This is a genomic window from Streptomyces sp. CA-250714 (assembly GCF_050936705.1).
Taxonomy (GTDB): domain Bacteria; phylum Actinomycetota; class Actinomycetes; order Streptomycetales; family Streptomycetaceae; genus Streptomyces.
Genome location: NZ_JBNJMI010000002.1, coordinates 919,170 through 935,770 on the forward strand (window position 1 = coordinate 919,170; position 16,601 = coordinate 935,770).

A 16,601-nucleotide genomic window follows, 5' to 3' on the forward strand; every position below is an offset into this window, starting at 1 on the left:
GGCGAGCGCGTGAACATTGAGACTCCGCGAGCGCGTGAACGGTGAGCCGGAGCGGCCGTCAGGGGCCGTCCGGCTCACTCCGTCCGCTGCTGCCTCACCGGGACCTCACACCGACCTGGTCCCCTTGGAGCCGCGCGCGCCGCGGACGTTCCGGACGTCGCCGGGTGCCCGCTTCAGCTCGTCGGCGTCCTTGAGACCCCGGCCGCTCCGGGAGGGCTTCGGCGCCCGGGGCAGGGCTTCCTGGATCTCCGCGCGCAGGTCCTCGATCTTCCCGTACCCGGCGTACTTGCCGGTGAGGCGGTACATCTCACGCAGCCGGTCCCAGGTGCGGTGCGAGGAGTTCTCGTTGATGGACAACAGGGCGAGGCGGGCGTAGCGGTCGGCCTGCTCCGGGTCGTCGGAGATGAAGCAGGCGGAGGCCATCGAGATGAAGTCGAAGATCTGGGAGCGCTGCCGCCCCTCCTCGCGGAGCGCCAGCGCTCGTTTGGCGTGCTGTTCGGCCGTGCGCGCGGCGACGGGCTCGTGGTCGGCGAGCGTGCGGAAGGCCAGTGCCTCCATGCCGTGCAGGTCGGCTTCGTCGAACATCTGCATCCAACTGGGCGGCGGCACATCGCCTTTGTCCGAGGCGAACAGCTCTTCGGCCCGGCCCAGGGTGCGGCGCATCTCCTGGCCCCGGCCCATGGACGCCTGCGCCCACGCCTCGATGGTGCTGAACATGGCGCGAGTGCGGGGCAGGGCCTCCTGGCCGGAGCCGGACTGGGCGAGCTGCACCAGGTCGAGGGCGTCGTCGGGCCGCCCCAGGTGCACCATCTGCCGGGCGGCGCGGGAGAGGGCCTCGCCCGCGCGCGGCCGGTCGCCGCCCTCCCGCGCCGCATGCGCGGCGATGACGAAGTACTTCTGGGCCGTGGGCTCCAGACCCACGTCGTGCGACATCCATCCGGCGAGCACCGCGAGATTGGCGGCGACGCCCCACAACCGGCGTTGCAGATGCTCGGGGTGGTGGTAGGAGAGCATGCCGCCCACCTCGTTGAGCTGGCCCACCACGGCCTTGCGCTGGAGGCCGCCACCGCGCGCGGCGTCCCAGGCGCGGAAGACCTCGACGGAGTGCTCCAGCGCCTCGATCTCCTGGAGCCCCACCGGGGCCGCCTCATAACGGTCGTACGACGAGTGGCCGGCCGGGGCGGCGTTGGCCCCTGTTCCGGCGCTCTGCGCGGAGGGCCTGGCCGGATCCGCGCTGAGCCAGTTGTGCATGGCACTGGTGAGTGCCGATCCTGCGGCGAGCGCGGCGCCCGCACCCACCAAGCCGCGTCGGTTGAGCATGAGGTCCATTCCCGTGAATTCGGTGAGGACCGCGGCGACCTGCCCGGACGGCAGGGGCAACCCCTCGACGGGCTCCCCCTGGGCTGTCTGTCCCGGCCTGGTGAACCCGAGGTCCTCGATGGTCACGACACGGCCGAGTCGCTCGGTGAACAGGGACGCCAGCACCTTGGGCACCGGGTCGCGCGGAGTCTCCCCCGTGTCGATCCAACGCCGCACCCGTGAGGTGTCCGTCGCCAGTTGCGCATACCCCATCGCCGCCGCATGCCGGTTGACCAGCCGGGCGAGCTCGCCCTTCGACCAGCCGGCGAGGGCGAAGAGGTCCGCCAGGCGTGCGTTGGGTCCCTTTGTCACGTCAAGCCCCCAGGTTCTCGGCTGTGTTGACAGTAGCTTCCGTACGCATCGGTAAGACGGCCCCGAGAGCATTCGCCAGGGTTCGCCAGGGTCCGCCAGATGGTGTGCCACCCGCGCGCCGGTGTCCTGTAGGAACGCGCCACCCCGGTCGTTCTGCCCGGCCCGCATTCCCCAGGGTGCTCAGGTCCGGGCAGGCAGCCGGGGAGGCGCGGAAACCCGTCGGCACACGAAGGGATCTCGCGCGCCCATGTATTCAGCACCATCCCCCGTGTCCGTGCAGCGTCGGCCGCGTGCGGCCCCCGCGCCGCAGCCATACGGAAGGGGACCGGCAGTGCTGGCTCCCGATCCGTCGCGCGATCCCGCGCGCGCCCCGGGCCCCTCAGGCCCGCACCTCGGCGCACGCATGGACCTTCGCGCGCCCAGTACCGTGTCCCAACCCGTGAGCGGGAGGCTGGACTTGTCCGGCCCGCAAGGCGCGCAGCTCCGTGCCGCCATCGCCTCGATCCACCGGATCTGCCCGGAGTTCACGCCCGTCCAGCTGCTCCGCAAGCGGGGACGCTCGGTACTGCTGGCCGGCACGGCGGGCCGCAACACCGTGATCGCCAAGTGCCTGCTGGACCACTCCCCCGCCTGGGCCGAGCGTTTCCAGCACGAAATAGCGGCCTACCGTGCCTTCGTACGGCACCGTCCGCCCGTGCGGACCCCGCGGCTGATCGCGGCCGACCCGGACAGCTGCACGCTGGTGATCGAACGGGTGCCCGGCAGGGTGGCGGCGGCGCAGCGGCACCCGTTCGAGGCTCCCCCGCGGGCTGATCTGCGGGCGGTGATCAGCTCGTTCCGCCGGGTCAACCAGTGGGAGCCGCCGCCCTCGATGTTCCAGCGCCCGCTGGACTATCCGGCGCGGCTGACCCGCTTCCACGAGCAGGGCCTGCTGACGGACCGTGACCTGGGCGACCTGCAGAAACTGCTGCACGGACTGGTGCAGGCCGGCCGTCCCGGCGGCAGGCGCGGTGTGGCCTGGCAGTTCTGCCACGGGGACGCCCTGCTGACCAACGTCATGCTGGGTCCGACCGGCCCCTCGCTGGTCGACTGGGAGCACGCGGGCTGGTACCTGCCCGGGTACGACCTGGCGTCGCTGTGGGCGGTGCTGGGTGACGCCCCGCTCGCCCGCCGCCAGATCAGCCAGCTCGCACAGGCGGCCGGGCCCGCCGCGCGGGACGCCTTCCTGGTGAACCTCATGCTGATCCTCACCCGGGAGATCCGCACCTACGAGATGGCCGTGCAGCGCACCATGCGGGACTCCTCCCCGCAGGTCGCGGCGGAGGCCGCCGCCGCGGTCAGGGCGGGCGGGATCCCGACGGGCGAGGAGCAGCGGCTGCTGCTGCGCAGGCTGCACGACGACTGTGCGACCGCGCGCAAGGCCGTACGGGCAGCAGTCGGCACCCGCTGAGCCGCATCAGTCATCCGATCGGGTGCCTCATCGGCGGCGTCACCGGTCTGCACCGGTGACGCCCCGGGTGTCCGTAACGCCTCACGACCAGGGCGACGTGCGCTGTCGCGCTGTGCGTCCCGCCCGGAAAGTGCCCACTGTGCGGAATGATTGACGGATCGTCGGCCAGTGGGTACGTCTGAGGACTGCTCGCGCACGTGATCCCACGGGCGCCCAGTCCGAGGAGGCGGCATTGCCACGACCCTTCCGTGCCCCCGACAGCCCATCAGCCGACGACGCCCGCGGTGACAGAAGCGGCGTAAGACGCGGCGACAGACGCACCCGCAGACGTACCGCCCGGTCCGCGCTCGTCGCCGCGGCGGCTGCCGCGCTCGTCGTCCCGCTGCTGACGGCGGGTACGCACGCGGCGACACCCGACGAGCCGGGCGGCGAGTCCCTCCAGCAGCAGTTCGCCGCTGCCGCCGACCGCTACCACGTGCCCGAGAAGGTGCTGCTCGGCGTCTCGTACCTACAGTCGCGCTGGGACGCGCACCAGGGGGCGCCCAGCGTCTCCGGCGGCTACGGTCCGATGCACCTCACCGACGCGCGTACGGCGCTGGCGTCCTCGCGGCAGCAGGGGCACGCCGGTACGGAGGACGCACGGGGCGACAGCGCGCGACCCGCCCGCGTCGCCCACGAGGCCGCGAAGCCGAAACTGAGGGGGAAGCCGCCGGCCCGGTTGCGGACGCTGGAGCGCGCCGCGCAGCTGACCGGGCTCTCCGCCGACCGACTGCGCTCCTCGACGGAGGCGAACGTCCGGGGCGGCGCCGCGCTGCTGGCGGACGCGCAGCGCCGGCTCGGCCATCCGCTGAGCGCCGACCCGGCCGACTGGTACGAGGCCGTGGCCGCGTTCCCGGGCGGCGGTCAAGGCAGCCCGAGCGCCACCGCGTTCGCCGACGACGTGTTCGACGTACTGCGGACCGGCGAGCGCCGCACCACCGACACCGGTGAGACCGTCACCCTGGGGGCCACGCCGAAGCTGCGCACCCCGCAGGCGTCGGACCGGACGCGGCGCGCCGACGGCGGAGCGGAGTGTCCGCGGAATGTGGACTGCGAGTGGTATCCGGCGCCGTACGAGAAATGGACGGGCGACAACGGCGAGGAGGACTACGGCAACCACGACAAGGCGCGGCGCCCCCGGTCGCAGAAGATCGACTACATCGTCGTCCATGACACCGAGGGGACGTACGAGACGACGCTCGATCTGGTGACCAACCCCAAGTACGTGTCGTGGAACTACACGCTCCGGTCGTCCGACGGACATGTGGCACAGCACGTACGCAACAAGGACGCCGCCTGGCACGCGGGCAACTGGTTCGTCAACTCCAAGTCGGTCGGGCTGGAGCACGAGGGGTTCCTGACCGACCCGGACGCCTGGTACACGGAGGCGATGTACCGCAGTTCGGCGCGGCTGGTGAAGTATCTCGCGAAGCGGTACGACATCCCGCTGGACCGGCAGCACATCCTGGGCCACGACAATGTGCCGGGATCGACGGCCTCCGGCATCAGGGGCATGCACACCGACCCGGGTCCGTACTGGGACTGGCAGCACTACTTCGCGCTGATGGGCAAGCCCTTCACCCCCGAGGCGGGACCGGCGTCGGATGTGGTGACGATCCGGCCGACCTACGACAAGCACAAGCCGCTGTACACCGGGTGCGAGTCCGCCGGAAAGCCCTGCCCCGAGCACGGCTCCTCCGCCGTACGGCTGCACCAGGCGCCGGACGCGGCGTCGCCGCTGGTCAAGGATGTCGGGCTGCGGCCTGACGGCACGCCCTCGACCACGGGGGTGAACGACACCGGTGCGCGGGCCACCACCGGCCAGCAGTACGCGGTCGCGGACCGGCAGGGCGACTGGACGGCCATCTGGTACCTCGGCCAGAAGGCGTGGTTCCACAACCCGTCCGCCCTGCCCACCGCCGTTCCCGGACGGGGCACCGTGATCACACCCCGCGCAGGGGCCGAGGAGATCCCGGTGTACGGGCGCGCCTACCCGGAAGAGGCCGCGTACCCCAAGGACGTGCCGGTGCAGGCGCTCTCACCGCTGCCGTACAAGGTGGCAGCAGGGCAGCGTTATGTGGCGGGCCTGAAGACGCCTGGCGAGTATCTGTACGCCGTCAAGTACGACCCCGACGCGAAGAACTTCCAGGTCGTACGGGGTAAGCAGCGGTACTACCAGATCCAGCTCGGTCACCGGGTGGCGTTCGTGAAGGCGGAGGACGTCCGGGTGCTCCGCTGACCGTGTGTGGGCGGTCGGCGTGCGGTGCCGGCCGCCCGTACGGCTTACGGCGTACGGTGACCTGGTTACTGCTGGAACATCTCGGCCGGCAGCGGCTTGAGGAGCGCGTACAGGTCGTTGGTGATCGGCCGGTCCCAGCTGGCGATGGTGACCAGCACGCCGTCGCTGCGGTCGAACTGGACGCAGGAGATCCGGTCTTCGGACAGCTTGATACGGCGCACGATCAGCAGGTTGTCCTCGTGCATCACCGGGTCGTCCTCGGTGCCGACGACCTCGACGTGCTCGTCGTTCTCCAGCGCGGAGAGGAGCTGCGCCACCTCGAACGGCACCTCGCCCTCGGCGACCTCCCGCGCCGGGGAGCCCTCCGGGAGATTGCCGATGATCATCGCGGGGCCGCGTCCGCCGAACAGGTCATAGCGCAGAAAGACGCCCTGGCAGGTGCCGTCCGGTGCGGGCAGCAGACCCGCGCCGAGATTCCCCGGCCAGTCGGACGGGTCCATGGCCAGGACATCGAAGTCCGGGCCTGCGGGCACGGCGGCGCTGCGGCGGCGGAGGAACGACATGCCGCAATAGTACGTGGCCGCCGGTGATCGCCCCCAGTCAGTGCCCCGTTACCGCCGGGGCCCTGCCGCAGTACAGGAAAGTGAGGGCGACGAGGGCCGGGCGCTCGCAGCCACAGGGATCGTCCGTCCAGGACAGACCGCCGCGGACGGCTTCCTCGGCGTGGCGCAGCACCGTGGCGGTGGGTTCGCCGCGTCGCAGGGCGCGCCAGGCGCGCAAGGCGGGGACGGGCGGCTCCTCGTCGTCGGCCATGGAGTGCAGCGCGCGCCACAGGCTCAGCTCGGCGCGCAGCGCGTCCCGCACGGCGGGGACACGCGCGTGCCGGACCTCCGCTTCGAGGGTGCGCAGGGTGCGCAGGGCTTCCTCCGGGCGTCCGGTGCGGGTCAGCGCCCGTGCCGGCAGACGGACGGCCCGCACGCGTGGCTCCCCCTCACAGACGGGCTCCTCCATGGCGGCGCGCAGATGGTGGACGGTGGCGGCCGGGGCGTCGGAGCGGAACGCCGCGCCGGCCAGGTCGTACAGGACAGCGGGGCGGTCACACTGTGCGGGCGCTCCCGCAGGGCGCGGCCACATCATGCGGGCGGCTCCCGCAGGGCGCGGCCCGGAGACAGCGGCAGGCGGCATCGGGCGCGCCCGCGACCGCGTACTCGTGCGCGGCCCGCCGCAGCTCGCCGACGACCGCGGGGCCGCCATCGGGGTGGACCTCCAGCAGGTGACGTACGGAGGAGCCTGGGGGGCGCCCCGTGCGGCGGCGAGAGCGGCGACCGTCTGACCGTGCAGTGCGGTGCGGATGCCAACGGGGATGGCGCGGTAGACCTCGCCCGCGAGGGAGGGGTGGGTGAAGATCAACGGTGTGTCCGCGTCGCCGGGCGAAGATCTCCCGGGCGAGTTCGGCCACGGCTTCGGTGCTCAACTCTGAGAGTGCGTACGGCGGTTGGGCTGCTCCGTCGACAGCTGCCCGGAAGCCCGCCGCATCCGGGCGCAGCTCCTGTGGGTCGTAGCCGAGCGCGCACAGCAGGGGCAGACCGGGTGCGCGGGGCGCGAATCGGGCGAGCCAGGCGAGGGAGGCGGGGTCGGCCCAGTGGGCGTCGTCAACGATGACGGCGAACGGCGCGTCCCGTACGGCGGGGTGAGCGAAGAGCCGGTCGAGCGCCCGGCGTACGCCCTCCGGATGCACCACGGTGTTGCCGGGGGCGGGCAGACCGGCAGCGGGTGCGGCGAGGTCGTACCAACTGCCAAGCAGGGCGCGGAGTTCGCGTTCGTCGAGCGCGGGCAGCAGCGGTCTCAGCAGCCGGCGTATGACGTGGAAACCGCCCTCCTGCTCGCCTCCGTACGCGTACACAACGGTGCCTCCGCGTGCGGTGACGCGCGCTGCGATCTCACGCAGCAGTGTGGTCTTGCCGAGCCCGGCCGGTCCGGTGAAGGCGAGCAGGCCGCCGGTCCGAGGGGCGGTCCGCCGTGGACGCGCCCGGTTCGCCGCTGCCGTACAGCCGGGCCACTTCGCGCTCGACAGCGGCGAGTTCAGCCTCCCGCTCCAGCAGCGCCACTGTCGCAGCCCTCGCAGTCCTCGCCGTCTCCGCCGATTCCCCGCTTCCGCCGTCCTCGCTCCTCGGGCGGATGCGCAGAGCGTACGCCTGCGGCGGCGGCGAGTAGCGGAGAAGGCTGGCAAGACGGAAGAAGGACGAAAAGCCCAGGACGGGAGGGGCAGGCGACGCGTTGGCGCTGCGCGGGCCACGCGCGCGGGAGGGGCCGCCGCCGGATGCGCGCGTGTTACGTCAGATCGAATTCGCCCTCGCGCGCCCCGCGCACGAACGCGCGCCACTCCCCCGGATCGAAGATGAGCGCGGGCTTGTCGGGCTGGCGGCCGTGCCGCATCGCCACGAACCCCTCGACGAAGGCGATCTCGACATCGCCGGTGCCCCGGCTGCTCGACTGCCACTGCGCCCGGCTGAGGTCGAGTTCGGGCTGCCCGATGGTGCTGTCGGCCACGCTGGTACTCCTCCCGGTCATCGTCGTCCCGGCGCCACCCTAACCACGCCCCGGGCCCCTCGGACAGGGCGCGGCACGGGGGAATACAGATGCGGAGAACCAGCGGGCCCGGCGCCTCTCGCGTACCCGGCATGGGGGCTGCGCTTGCCCACCCTGCGCCCTGGGGGTACCCCCCGGCTCGAAGAGCTTGGGGAAGCAGACTGCCCAAGCGCAGCGCAGGGGGACACGCACCCCGTCAGGGGCGCGGGGAACTGCGCGAGCAACCACAGCTCACCCGCAGCCGGCAGGCGACGGGCAGGGGCACCCCCTCACCGGAACAACGGCGAGGCCCTAGCCGCCAGGCGGCTCGGCAGCGACCAGCCACATGGCGAAGAACTGCGAACCCCCTCCATAGGCGTGCCCGAGCGCCCTGCGCGCTCCCGGCACCTGGTGTGCGCCGGCCAGCCCGCGCACTTGCAGGGCCGCCTCGGCGAACCGCAGCATGCCGGAGGCGCCGATGGGATTGGTGGACAGCACGCCGCCGGAGGGGTTGACGGGCAGATCGCCGTCGATCTCGGTTGCGCCGGACTCGGTCATCTTCCACCCCTCCCCCTCCTTGGCGAAGCCGAGGTTCTCCAGCCACATCGGCTCGTACCAGGAGAAGGGCACATACATCTCGACGGCGTCGATCTCCCGGCGTGGCTCCGTGATGCCCGCCTGGCGGTAGACGTCGGCGGCGCAGTCCCGGCCCGCGCGCGGCGAGACGGCGTCCTTGCCGGCGAAGAGGGTGGGCTCGCTGCGCATGGCGCCGCCGTGCACCCAGGCGGGCGGGCGCGTGGCGCGCGCGGCGCCGGCGCGGTCGGTCAGCACCATGGCGCAGGCCCCGTCGGAGGAGGGGCAGGTCTCCGAGTAGCGGATGGGGTCCCACAGCATCGGCGAGGAGCGCACCTTCTCCAGGGTGATGTCCTTCTCGTGGAGGTGCGCGTACGGGTTCTTCAGCGCGTTGCGCCGGTCCTTGTAGGCGACGAGTGCGCCGATGTGGTCGGGTGCCGAGGTGCGGTGCATGTACGCGCGTACGTGCGGCGCGAAGAACCCGCCGGCGCCCGCCAGCAGCGGCTGCTGGAACGGTACGGGCAGCGAGAGGCCCCACATGGCATTGGACTCGGACTGTTTCTCGAACGCCAGGGTCAGCACGGTGCGGTGCACGCGTGCCGCGACCAGATTGGCGGCGACCAGCGCGGTGCTGCCGCCGACGGAACCGGCAGTGTGCACCCGCAGCATGGGCTTGCCGACCGCGCCGAGCGCGTCGGCCAGATACAACTCGGGCATCATGACGCCCTCGAAGAAGTCGGGGGCCTTCCCGATCACCACGGCGTCGATGTCGGCCCAGCCCAGCTCGGCGTCCTCCAGCGCCCGTTGTGCCGCTTCCCTCACCAGTCCGGCCAACGAGACGTCGCGGCGTGCCGAGACGTGCGTGGTCTGGCCGACACCGACGACGCCGACGGGCTCCTTGCCACTCATGCGCGTCCTCCTTCGGCTCCGGCGTCGGCGGACTCCAGGACCGCGACGAGGTTCTGCTGGAGGCACGGCCCGGAGGTGGCGTGGGCGACGGCGCGGCGGGCCTCGCCCCGGGACACACGCGCTGCGGCCTCGCCGATCCGGACGAGCCCGGCCGCCATGACGGGGTTGGCCGCCAGTGGGCCGCCGGAGGGGTTGACGACGGTGTCCTCGCCGAGCCGAAGTGCCTTGCGCAGTACGACTTCCTGGGAGGTGAACGGAGCGTGCAGTTCGGCGATGTCCGGTGGGGGTGCCCCGGGGTCGAACAGTCCGGCACGCTCGGCGGCCAGCCGGGTGGAGGGTGAAGCTGTGAGGTCGCGTACTCCCAGGCTGTGGGCCTCGATCCGATGGTCCATGCCGCTGATCCACGCGGGGCGGCGGTCCGGGCCGGTGATCCGGCGCGCGGTGTCCCCCGCGGCGAGCACCACGGCGGCGGCGCCGTCGGTGACGGGCGGCACGTCGTGCAGCCGCAGCGGCTGGGCGAGGTAGGCGTTCTCCAGCAGCGTGTCAGTGCCCGGCGAACCGCCCAGCTGGGCGTACGGGTTGTCCTCGGCCGCGTTTCTGCTGCGTGCCGCGATGGTGGCCAGCTCCCGCTCGTCGGTCTCACCGGCGTCGATCAGGGCGCGGGCCTGGAGCGCCGCGAGGGAGACGGAGTCGGGCCACAGGGGGGCGACGTAGTACGGGTCGAGCTGCCGGGTGAGGACCTCGGGCAGGTCTCCGGCGGAGGACTTGCCGTAGGAGTACACCAGCGCCGTTTCGGCCTCGCCGGTGAGGATCTTCACCCACGCCTCGTACAGCGCCCAGGCACCGTCCATCTCCACATGCGACTCGGAGATCGGTGGCCAGGCCCCCACCCCGTCCAGCGCCATGGTGAACGAGAAGGCGCGGCCGGCGAGATAGTCGCAGGAGCCGGAGCAGGTGAAGTCGATCTCTCCCGCGGACAGCCCTGTCCGGTCGAGCACTTCGCGCAGCACCGGCATCAGCATCTCGACCTCGGAGAGGTTGTCCGCCGCACGTACGTGCGCCGTCTGCGCGAAGGCGACAACGGCTACGTCCCTGTGGCCCGCCCGGCTGTGCCCCGCTCGGCTCGTCACAGCAGCTCCTTGTACGTCTCGTAGTCGGCGTCGGGCTCGCCGGTGGGCCGGTAGTGGTCCGGGTAGCGGCCGCCCTCCGTCCATACCGGCTCTACCCGCAGGCCCATGCGCACCTGGTCGTAGGGGATGCCGGCGATCCGGCCGTGCAGTGCGAGCCCGGCACCGTCGAGGGCGATGTGCGCGTAGACGTACGGCACTTCGATGTCCAGCCCTTTGGCCTTGATGTTGACGACGCAGAAGGTGGTGACGGTCCCGCGCGGGCCGACCTCGACCTGTTCTCCGGTGGGCACCCCGCAGGTGGGGCAGGCTCCGCGCGGCGGTACGTACACCTTGCGGCACCGCGGACAGCGCTCGCCCAGGGTGCGGTGCTCGGCGAGCGCGTTGAGGTAGCGGGTCTGCGCGCGGCCGGGTGTGTAGGTGTAGTCGAGGCGGGCCTCGGTGACGATGCCGGTGACGAGGTCGGCGAACTTGCCGGTGTGCGGCTCCACTTGGTTGTCGGGTGCGCTGTCGGCGGCGGGTTCGAAGCAGGCGATGTCCGTGATGGCGCCGCTGCGCTGTTCCGCCCAGCGGATGCGGACGCGCATCCCGGTGCGCACCGAGTCGGGGCCCTCGGGCGCGTCCAGTGCGTGCAGGAGGGCGGTGTCGGCGCCGTCGAGGCGGACCAGCACCCATGCGAAGGGGTGCCGGAGGGGCTGCCCCCGGCGCGGGGTGCCGTTCCACGACCAGGTGGTGACGGTGCCGGTCCGGCCGACCTCCACCAGGTCGCGGAGCTCCTCGGCGGTGACGGGGTCGTACTCGGTGGGCGGTACGAGGATGCGGCCGTCGGATGCCGTGACGCCGAGGACCGTCCGTTCGCGGAGGCCGGTGAGGAAGGCGCTCTGCACGGGGCCGAGGGAGCGGGTGAAGGGGAACTCGACTACCAGGGGTGCGCTGAGCGCTGTCTGTGAGGGGGCCGCATTCAAGGGTGGTACCTCTCCGTCTCTGGCCGAGGTCGGCGGGCGGGTGTTCTCACTCCCGGCGGAACCGGGGCTCCCGCTTCTCCGCGAAGGCGCGGGCGCCCTCCTTGGCGTCCGCCGTGTCGAAGACGGGCCAGCCGCGCTTCAGTTCGGCGGCCAGGCCCTCCTGCTCCGTCATGGCCGCTGTCTCGTAGACGGAGGCCTTCACCGCCTCGACGGCCAACGGGCCGCAGGCGTTGACGCGTTCCGCGATCCCCAGCGCCGCGTCCAGCGCCGTGCCGTCGGGTACGACGCGTCCGACCAGCCCGATGCGCGCTGCCTCTTCCGCGCTGTACGGACGGCCGGTCAGCAGCATTTCCAGCGCATGTGTCCGTGGGATCTGTCGCGGGAGCCGTACCGTCGAGCCGCCGATGGGGAACAGCCCGCGGCGCACCTCGTAGAGGCCGAAGACGGCGCTCTCGGCCGCGACGCGGATGTCCGTGCCCTGGAGCATCTCCGTTCCGCCCGCCACGCAGTGGCCCTCGACGGCCGCGATGACGGGTTTGCGCGGCCTGTGGTGCCGCAGCATCGCCTTCCAGTGCAGATCGGGATCGTCGCGCAGCCGCGCACGGTGGTGCTCCCCGGTCATGCCGTCACCGGCGAGGGCCTTCAGATCCATGCCTGCGCAGAAGGTGCCGCCCGCGCCGGTGAGGACGACGGAGCGGATCGCGTCGTCCGCGTCGGCCTCCAGCCAGCCGTCGTACAGGCCGACGAGCAGCGGCAGGGAGAGGGCGTTCTTGGCTTCGGGACGGTTGAGGGTGAGCACGAGGGTGGCACCCACGCGCTCCACGGTCAGATGTTCGGTGCCGCCCATCGCGGATCCTCCCGTCTGCGGGCCGCCTCAGGACCTGGAACAGGTTGCAGTAATGCCGCGCGGAGTTCAAGAGGTTCCTGACGCCGCGTCATATTTCTGGCGCGGAACTCTTCCCGTCTCCGCCCGCCGGTGCTCTGATGGCGCGGAACGGAACCACCGCGGGGCACACACGGGGGCGCACGCGAGACGAGCACGTACGCGAAACGAGCACGCCGGGCCGGGTATGGAGGAGCGCGCCGTGGAGTACAACCTTGCCGACCTGTTCGAGTCGATCGTCGACACCGTCCCGGACCGCGAGGCACTGGTCCATGTGGACCACCCCGGTACGGGCGCCGAACGGAGGCTGACGTACGCCGAGCTGGACCGAGCGGCCAACCGGCTCGCGCACCACCTCGTGCACGCCGGCATCGAACCCGGCCACCACGTCGGGCTGCACCTGTACAACGGCGTGGAGTACGTACAGACGCTGCTGGCCTGCCTGAAGATCCGCGCCGTCCCCGTCAACGTCAACTACCGCTACGTCGAGGACGAGCTGGCCTATCTGTACCGGGACGCCGATCTGACCGCGCTCGTCTTCGACGGCGAGTTCACCCCTCGCGTGGCCGCGGCGGTGCCGAGCGCCCCGAAGCTGCGGCACCTGGTGCGGGTGGGCCCCGGGCCGCGGGAGGCGGGGACCGGGCCGGGGCTCACCTCGGGACCGCGCACCTTCGTGGAGTTCGCGGAGGCCGAGGCGGCGGGGTCACCGGTGCGCGACTTCGGCCCGCGCTCGCCGGACGATCTGTTCCTCATCTACACCGGCGGCACCACGGGAATGCCCAAGGGCGTGATGTGGCGGGCGGAGGATCTGTTCTTCTCCGGGCTCGGCGGCGGCGCGCCCACCGGTGAGCCCGTCTCCCGGCCCGAGGAGTTGGCCGAGCGGGTCGCGGCCGGCGGCGAGGGACTGGTCTTCTTCCCCACGCCCCCGCTGATGCACGGCACGTCCACGCTGACGCTCTTCATCGGGCTCAACTACGGCCAGAAAGTGGTGCTGCACCGCAAGTTCGTACCCGAGGAAGTGCTGCGCACCATCGCACGCGAGAAGGTGACAGCGGTCTCACTGGTGGGCGACGCGATGCTGCGGCCGTTGGTGGACGCGCTGGCCGGGCCGCTGCGCGGCACCGACTGCTCGTCCTTGCTCGTGGTCTCCAGCTCCGGGGCGATCCTCTCGGGGACCGTGCGGGAGCAGTTCACGGAGTTGGTGCCGCACACCACCCTCATCAACAACTTCGGCTCCTCCGAGTCCGGGTTCAACGGCACCGCGACGGCGGACTCCGGCCCGGCGAGGGGCTTCCGTATCACCGTCAACGACCGCACCGCGGTGGTCGACCCCGCCACCCGCCGGCCGGTGCCGCCCGGCGAGGTCGGCCGCATCGCGCTGCGCGGGCACGTACCGCTCGGCTACTACAACGACGCGGCCAAGAGCGCCGAGACGTTCTTCGAGGCCGACGGCGCGCGCTGGGTGCTGCTCGGCGACATGGCGACCGTCGACGACGAGGGAGTCGTCACCGTGCTGGGCCGGGGCTCCCAGTGCATCAACACCGGGGGCGAGAAGGTCTACCCGGAAGAGGTGGAGGAAGCCCTCAAGTCCCACCCCGACATCTACGACGCGCTCGTCGCGGGCATCCCCGACGAGAAGTGGGGCCACCGCGTGGCGGCCGTCGTCCAGCTGCGGGATTCGGCTCCGCCGTTGACCGCTGAGGGGGTACGGGACCATGCGCGGAAGCGGCTCGCGGGGTACAAGGTGCCCCGCACCGTTGTGCTGACGGAGCACATTTGCCGCTCGCCGAGCGGTAAGGCCGACTATCGGTGGGCCCGCCGGACCCTGATCGAGGGGGCGTCCCCTACGCCTCCGCCAGAAAATCCAGCACCGCCCTGGTGAATTCCATCGGCCGCGCCTCGTGGACGAGGTGCCCCGCGCCGTCGATGGTCAGGACGCGGGCACGCGGAATGCGGTCGGCCATCAGGTGCAGGTCTTCCTGCGGGAGATGGCTGCGGTCGCCGCCGCCCACCAGGAGGGTGGGCGCGGTGATGGCCGGGAGCCGGTCCCACCACCGCGGGTCGGGTTCATTGCGCTGCCGGGTCCACTGGACCTTGACCTCCCAGTCGAAGAGCGGGGTGCCCGGCGGCGGTTCGGGCACCTCCTGCGGCGGCCGCACGGGGCGCATGGCTCCGGTCTCCTCCAGCACGAGGCGGTCCACCCGCTCCGGGTACTCCTGGGCGAACAGGTAGGCGACGACGGATCCGAAGGAGTGGCCGACGAGGATCGCCCTGCCGATGCCGAGCTCGTCCAGGAACCCCCGCAGATCGCCGACGAAGTCGTCCATGGCGTAACTGCCCGGCCAGTCGCTCCCGCCGTGCCCGCGCAGGTCGAGCGCGTATACGGGATGCGTGCCTGCGAGCCCCGAGATGAGGGGGCCGCGCCAGTCCTCGCCGTCCTCTCCGAGGCAGTGCAGCAGGACGACGGGGACGCCTTCCCCGTCGCCCCAGGAGCGATAGCTGAGCCGGATCCCGCCCGTGCGAACCGTCTGCGTTCCGTTTTCGCTCATACGGGCGACCGTACCCCGCTACTCGTCCCGCTTCCCGAAGGAGGGCGGCGGGGTGTTGCCGGGCCGCCTGGCCAGCTCGGACTTCCGGTAGGAGTAGGCGAAGTAGACGATCAGGCCGATGATGAGCCAGATGCCGAAGCGCAGCCATGTCTCCCAGGTGAGGTAGGTGGTCAGCCAGATCGAGAAGACCACGCCGAGCGCCGGAGTGACGGGCATGCCGGGGACCTTGAAGGTACGCGGCAGGTCGGGCCGCCGGTAGCGCAGCACGATGACCGCGATACAGACCACGACGAAGGCCAGCAGGATGCCGATGTTCGTCAACTCGGCCGCCTCCTGGATGGGCAGGAATCCCGCGATGGCGGCGGAGACGACGCCCACGATCCAGGTGACGCGCACGGGCACATGGCGGACGGGGTCGGTCTTGGCGAACCACTTGGGCAGCAGCCCGTCGCGGCTCATGGAGAACCAGACCCGGGTGACGCCGAGCATGAAGGTGAACATCACGGTGAGGATGCCGATGATGGCGCCGACGGCGATGACGTCGGCGATCCCGGCGAGCCCGACGGACTTGAACGCGGTGGAGAAGCCGCTCTCGGGGTCGATGTCCTTGTAGTTCTGCATGCCGGTCAGCACCAGCGAGACCGCCACGTACAGCACCATGGAAATGGCCAGCGAGTAGATGATCGCCTTGGGCATGTGCCGCTGGGCGTCCTTGGACTCCTCGGCCGCCGTACTCATCGCGTCGTAGCCGAAGACGGCGAAGAAGACGGTCGCTGCGCCGGTGAAAGCGCCGGAGATGCCGTAGGGGAAGAACGGTTCGTAGTTGCCGGTCTTGACGTGGAAGACGCCGACGACGATCACCAGCAGGACGACGGCCACCTTGAGGGCGACGACGATCAGCTCGAAACGGGCCGCGCTCTTGATGCCCCTGGTGAGCAGGTAGGCGATCAGCAGGCACAGCACCGTGGCGAACAGGTCGATGCGGTGCCCGTCGCCGGTTCCGGGGGCGCCGAGCATCCAGGCGGGCAGTTCGATACCCGTCTCCCCGAGCAGGAAGGAGAAATACCCGGAGATGCCGATGGCCACCACCGCGACGATGGCCGTGTACTCCAGCAGCAGGTCCCAGCCGATGAACCAGCCGCCGAGCTCGCCCAGCACCGCGTAGCCGTAGGTGTAGGCGGAGCCCGCCTTCGGGATGAGCCCGGCGAACTCGGCGTAGGAGAGCGCCGCGCACGCGCTGGCCAACCCGGCGACGAGGAAGGAGATCAGCACGGCGGGGCCCGCCTTGCCGTTGGCGACCGTCCCCGCGAGGCTGAAGACGCCGGCTCCGATGATGCCGCCGATGCCGATCGCGGTCAGGTGCCGCAGGCCGAGGGTGCGGGAGAGTTGCGGTCCGGTGCCACCCTCGGTCTCCTCGATGTGCTCGATGGGTTTGCGGCGCAGTACGCCCTCGCCGCTCCAGAGCCCGGCCATGGGTCCTCCTGACGTTGGTGCGTATGACGGCGTCGCCGTGGGCAGCACCCACGACGCCGCGTGATCATCATGGCCGCGCCAGGAAGGGGTGAAAAGTGGCCACGAGGTCTCCTTTGGGCATCGCTCCCAGACGTACCCGTCTGGTCTCACAAAGT

The 16,601-nt window shown here is 71.5% G+C and carries 14 protein-coding genes; 3 read left to right on the forward strand and 11 right to left on the reverse strand.

Annotated features, from left to right (window positions below; translation table 11 throughout):
• Window positions 1-105: 105 nt before the first annotated feature.
• A complete protein-coding gene (locus ACQEU8_RS23020) occupies window positions 106-1,671 on the reverse strand; it encodes a DNA-binding protein NsdB (RefSeq protein WP_433104050.1) in 1,566 nt (521 codons plus the stop codon).
• A 247-nt stretch (window positions 1,672-1,918) separates the two neighbouring features.
• On the opposite strand from ACQEU8_RS23020, the gene ACQEU8_RS23025 reads away from it, so the two are divergent.
• Window positions 1,919-3,121 carry an aminoglycoside phosphotransferase family protein gene (locus tag ACQEU8_RS23025; protein ID WP_433104052.1) on the forward strand — a complete coding sequence of 401 codons (1,203 nt, stop codon included), beginning with the start codon at window positions 1,919-1,921 and terminating at the stop codon, window positions 3,119-3,121.
• A 232-nt stretch (window positions 3,122-3,353) separates the two neighbouring features.
• Complete coding sequence (locus tag ACQEU8_RS23030) at window positions 3,354-5,399, forward strand: N-acetylmuramoyl-L-alanine amidase (RefSeq protein WP_433104054.1); 2,046 nt, start codon at window positions 3,354-3,356, stop codon at window positions 5,397-5,399.
• Between the two features lie 65 nt (window positions 5,400-5,464).
• Here ACQEU8_RS23030 and ACQEU8_RS23035 read toward each other — a convergent pair whose 3' ends face one another.
• The 8 genes from ACQEU8_RS23035 to ACQEU8_RS23070 form a co-directional block, all read right to left on the reverse strand.
• The gene (locus tag ACQEU8_RS23035) at window positions 5,465-5,962 is read right to left on the reverse strand and encodes a hypothetical protein (protein ID WP_433104056.1); all 498 of its coding nucleotides are present in this window, start codon (window positions 5,960-5,962) and stop codon (window positions 5,465-5,467) included.
• Window positions 5,963-5,999: 37 nt separating this feature from the next.
• On the reverse strand, window positions 6,000-6,536 hold the full coding sequence (locus tag ACQEU8_RS23040; protein WP_433104058.1) for a hypothetical protein: 537 nt from the start codon (window positions 6,534-6,536) through the stop codon (window positions 6,000-6,002).
• Window positions 6,496-7,782 (reverse strand): ATP-binding protein, encoded by a 1,287-nt coding sequence (locus ACQEU8_RS23045; protein ID WP_433104060.1) that lies wholly within the window; start codon window positions 7,780-7,782, stop codon window positions 6,496-6,498. The genes ACQEU8_RS23040 and ACQEU8_RS23045 overlap by 41 nt, the downstream gene beginning before the upstream one ends.
• Entirely contained in the window at window positions 7,731-7,949 is a 219-nt protein-coding gene (locus ACQEU8_RS23050) for a DUF397 domain-containing protein (protein WP_019356239.1), read from the reverse strand. The genes ACQEU8_RS23045 and ACQEU8_RS23050 overlap by 52 nt, the downstream gene beginning before the upstream one ends.
• 330 nt (window positions 7,950-8,279) lie before the next feature.
• The gene (locus ACQEU8_RS23055) at window positions 8,280-9,449 is read right to left on the reverse strand and encodes a thiolase domain-containing protein (protein ID WP_433104063.1); all 1,170 of its coding nucleotides are present in this window, start codon (window positions 9,447-9,449) and stop codon (window positions 8,280-8,282) included.
• Complete coding sequence (locus tag ACQEU8_RS23060) at window positions 9,446-10,579, reverse strand: thiolase domain-containing protein (protein ID WP_433104065.1); 1,134 nt, start codon at window positions 10,577-10,579, stop codon at window positions 9,446-9,448. The genes ACQEU8_RS23055 and ACQEU8_RS23060 overlap by 4 nt, the downstream gene beginning before the upstream one ends.
• Window positions 10,576-11,541: a Zn-ribbon domain-containing OB-fold protein gene (locus ACQEU8_RS23065; RefSeq protein ID WP_433104067.1), complete on the reverse strand. Its 966-nt coding sequence runs from the start codon at window positions 11,539-11,541 to the stop codon at window positions 10,576-10,578. The genes ACQEU8_RS23060 and ACQEU8_RS23065 overlap by 4 nt, the downstream gene beginning before the upstream one ends.
• A 46-nt stretch (window positions 11,542-11,587) precedes the next feature.
• Entirely contained in the window at window positions 11,588-12,388 is an 801-nt protein-coding gene (locus tag ACQEU8_RS23070) for a crotonase/enoyl-CoA hydratase family protein (protein WP_433104069.1), read from the reverse strand.
• A gap of 238 nt (window positions 12,389-12,626) precedes the next feature.
• On the opposite strand from ACQEU8_RS23070, the gene ACQEU8_RS23075 reads away from it, so the two are divergent.
• On the forward strand, window positions 12,627-14,306 hold the full coding sequence (locus tag ACQEU8_RS23075; RefSeq protein WP_433104071.1) for an acyl-CoA synthetase: 1,680 nt from the start codon (window positions 12,627-12,629) through the stop codon (window positions 14,304-14,306).
• Here ACQEU8_RS23075 and ACQEU8_RS23080 read toward each other — a convergent pair.
• Complete coding sequence (locus ACQEU8_RS23080; RefSeq protein WP_433104073.1) at window positions 14,269-14,973, reverse strand: alpha/beta fold hydrolase; 705 nt, start codon at window positions 14,971-14,973, stop codon at window positions 14,269-14,271. The genes ACQEU8_RS23075 and ACQEU8_RS23080 overlap by 38 nt on opposite strands.
• 18 nt (window positions 14,974-14,991) lie before the next feature.
• On the reverse strand, window positions 14,992-16,446 hold the full coding sequence (locus tag ACQEU8_RS23085) for an amino acid permease (protein WP_433104075.1): 1,455 nt from the start codon (window positions 16,444-16,446) through the stop codon (window positions 14,992-14,994).
• Window positions 16,447-16,601 lie beyond the last annotated feature (155 nt).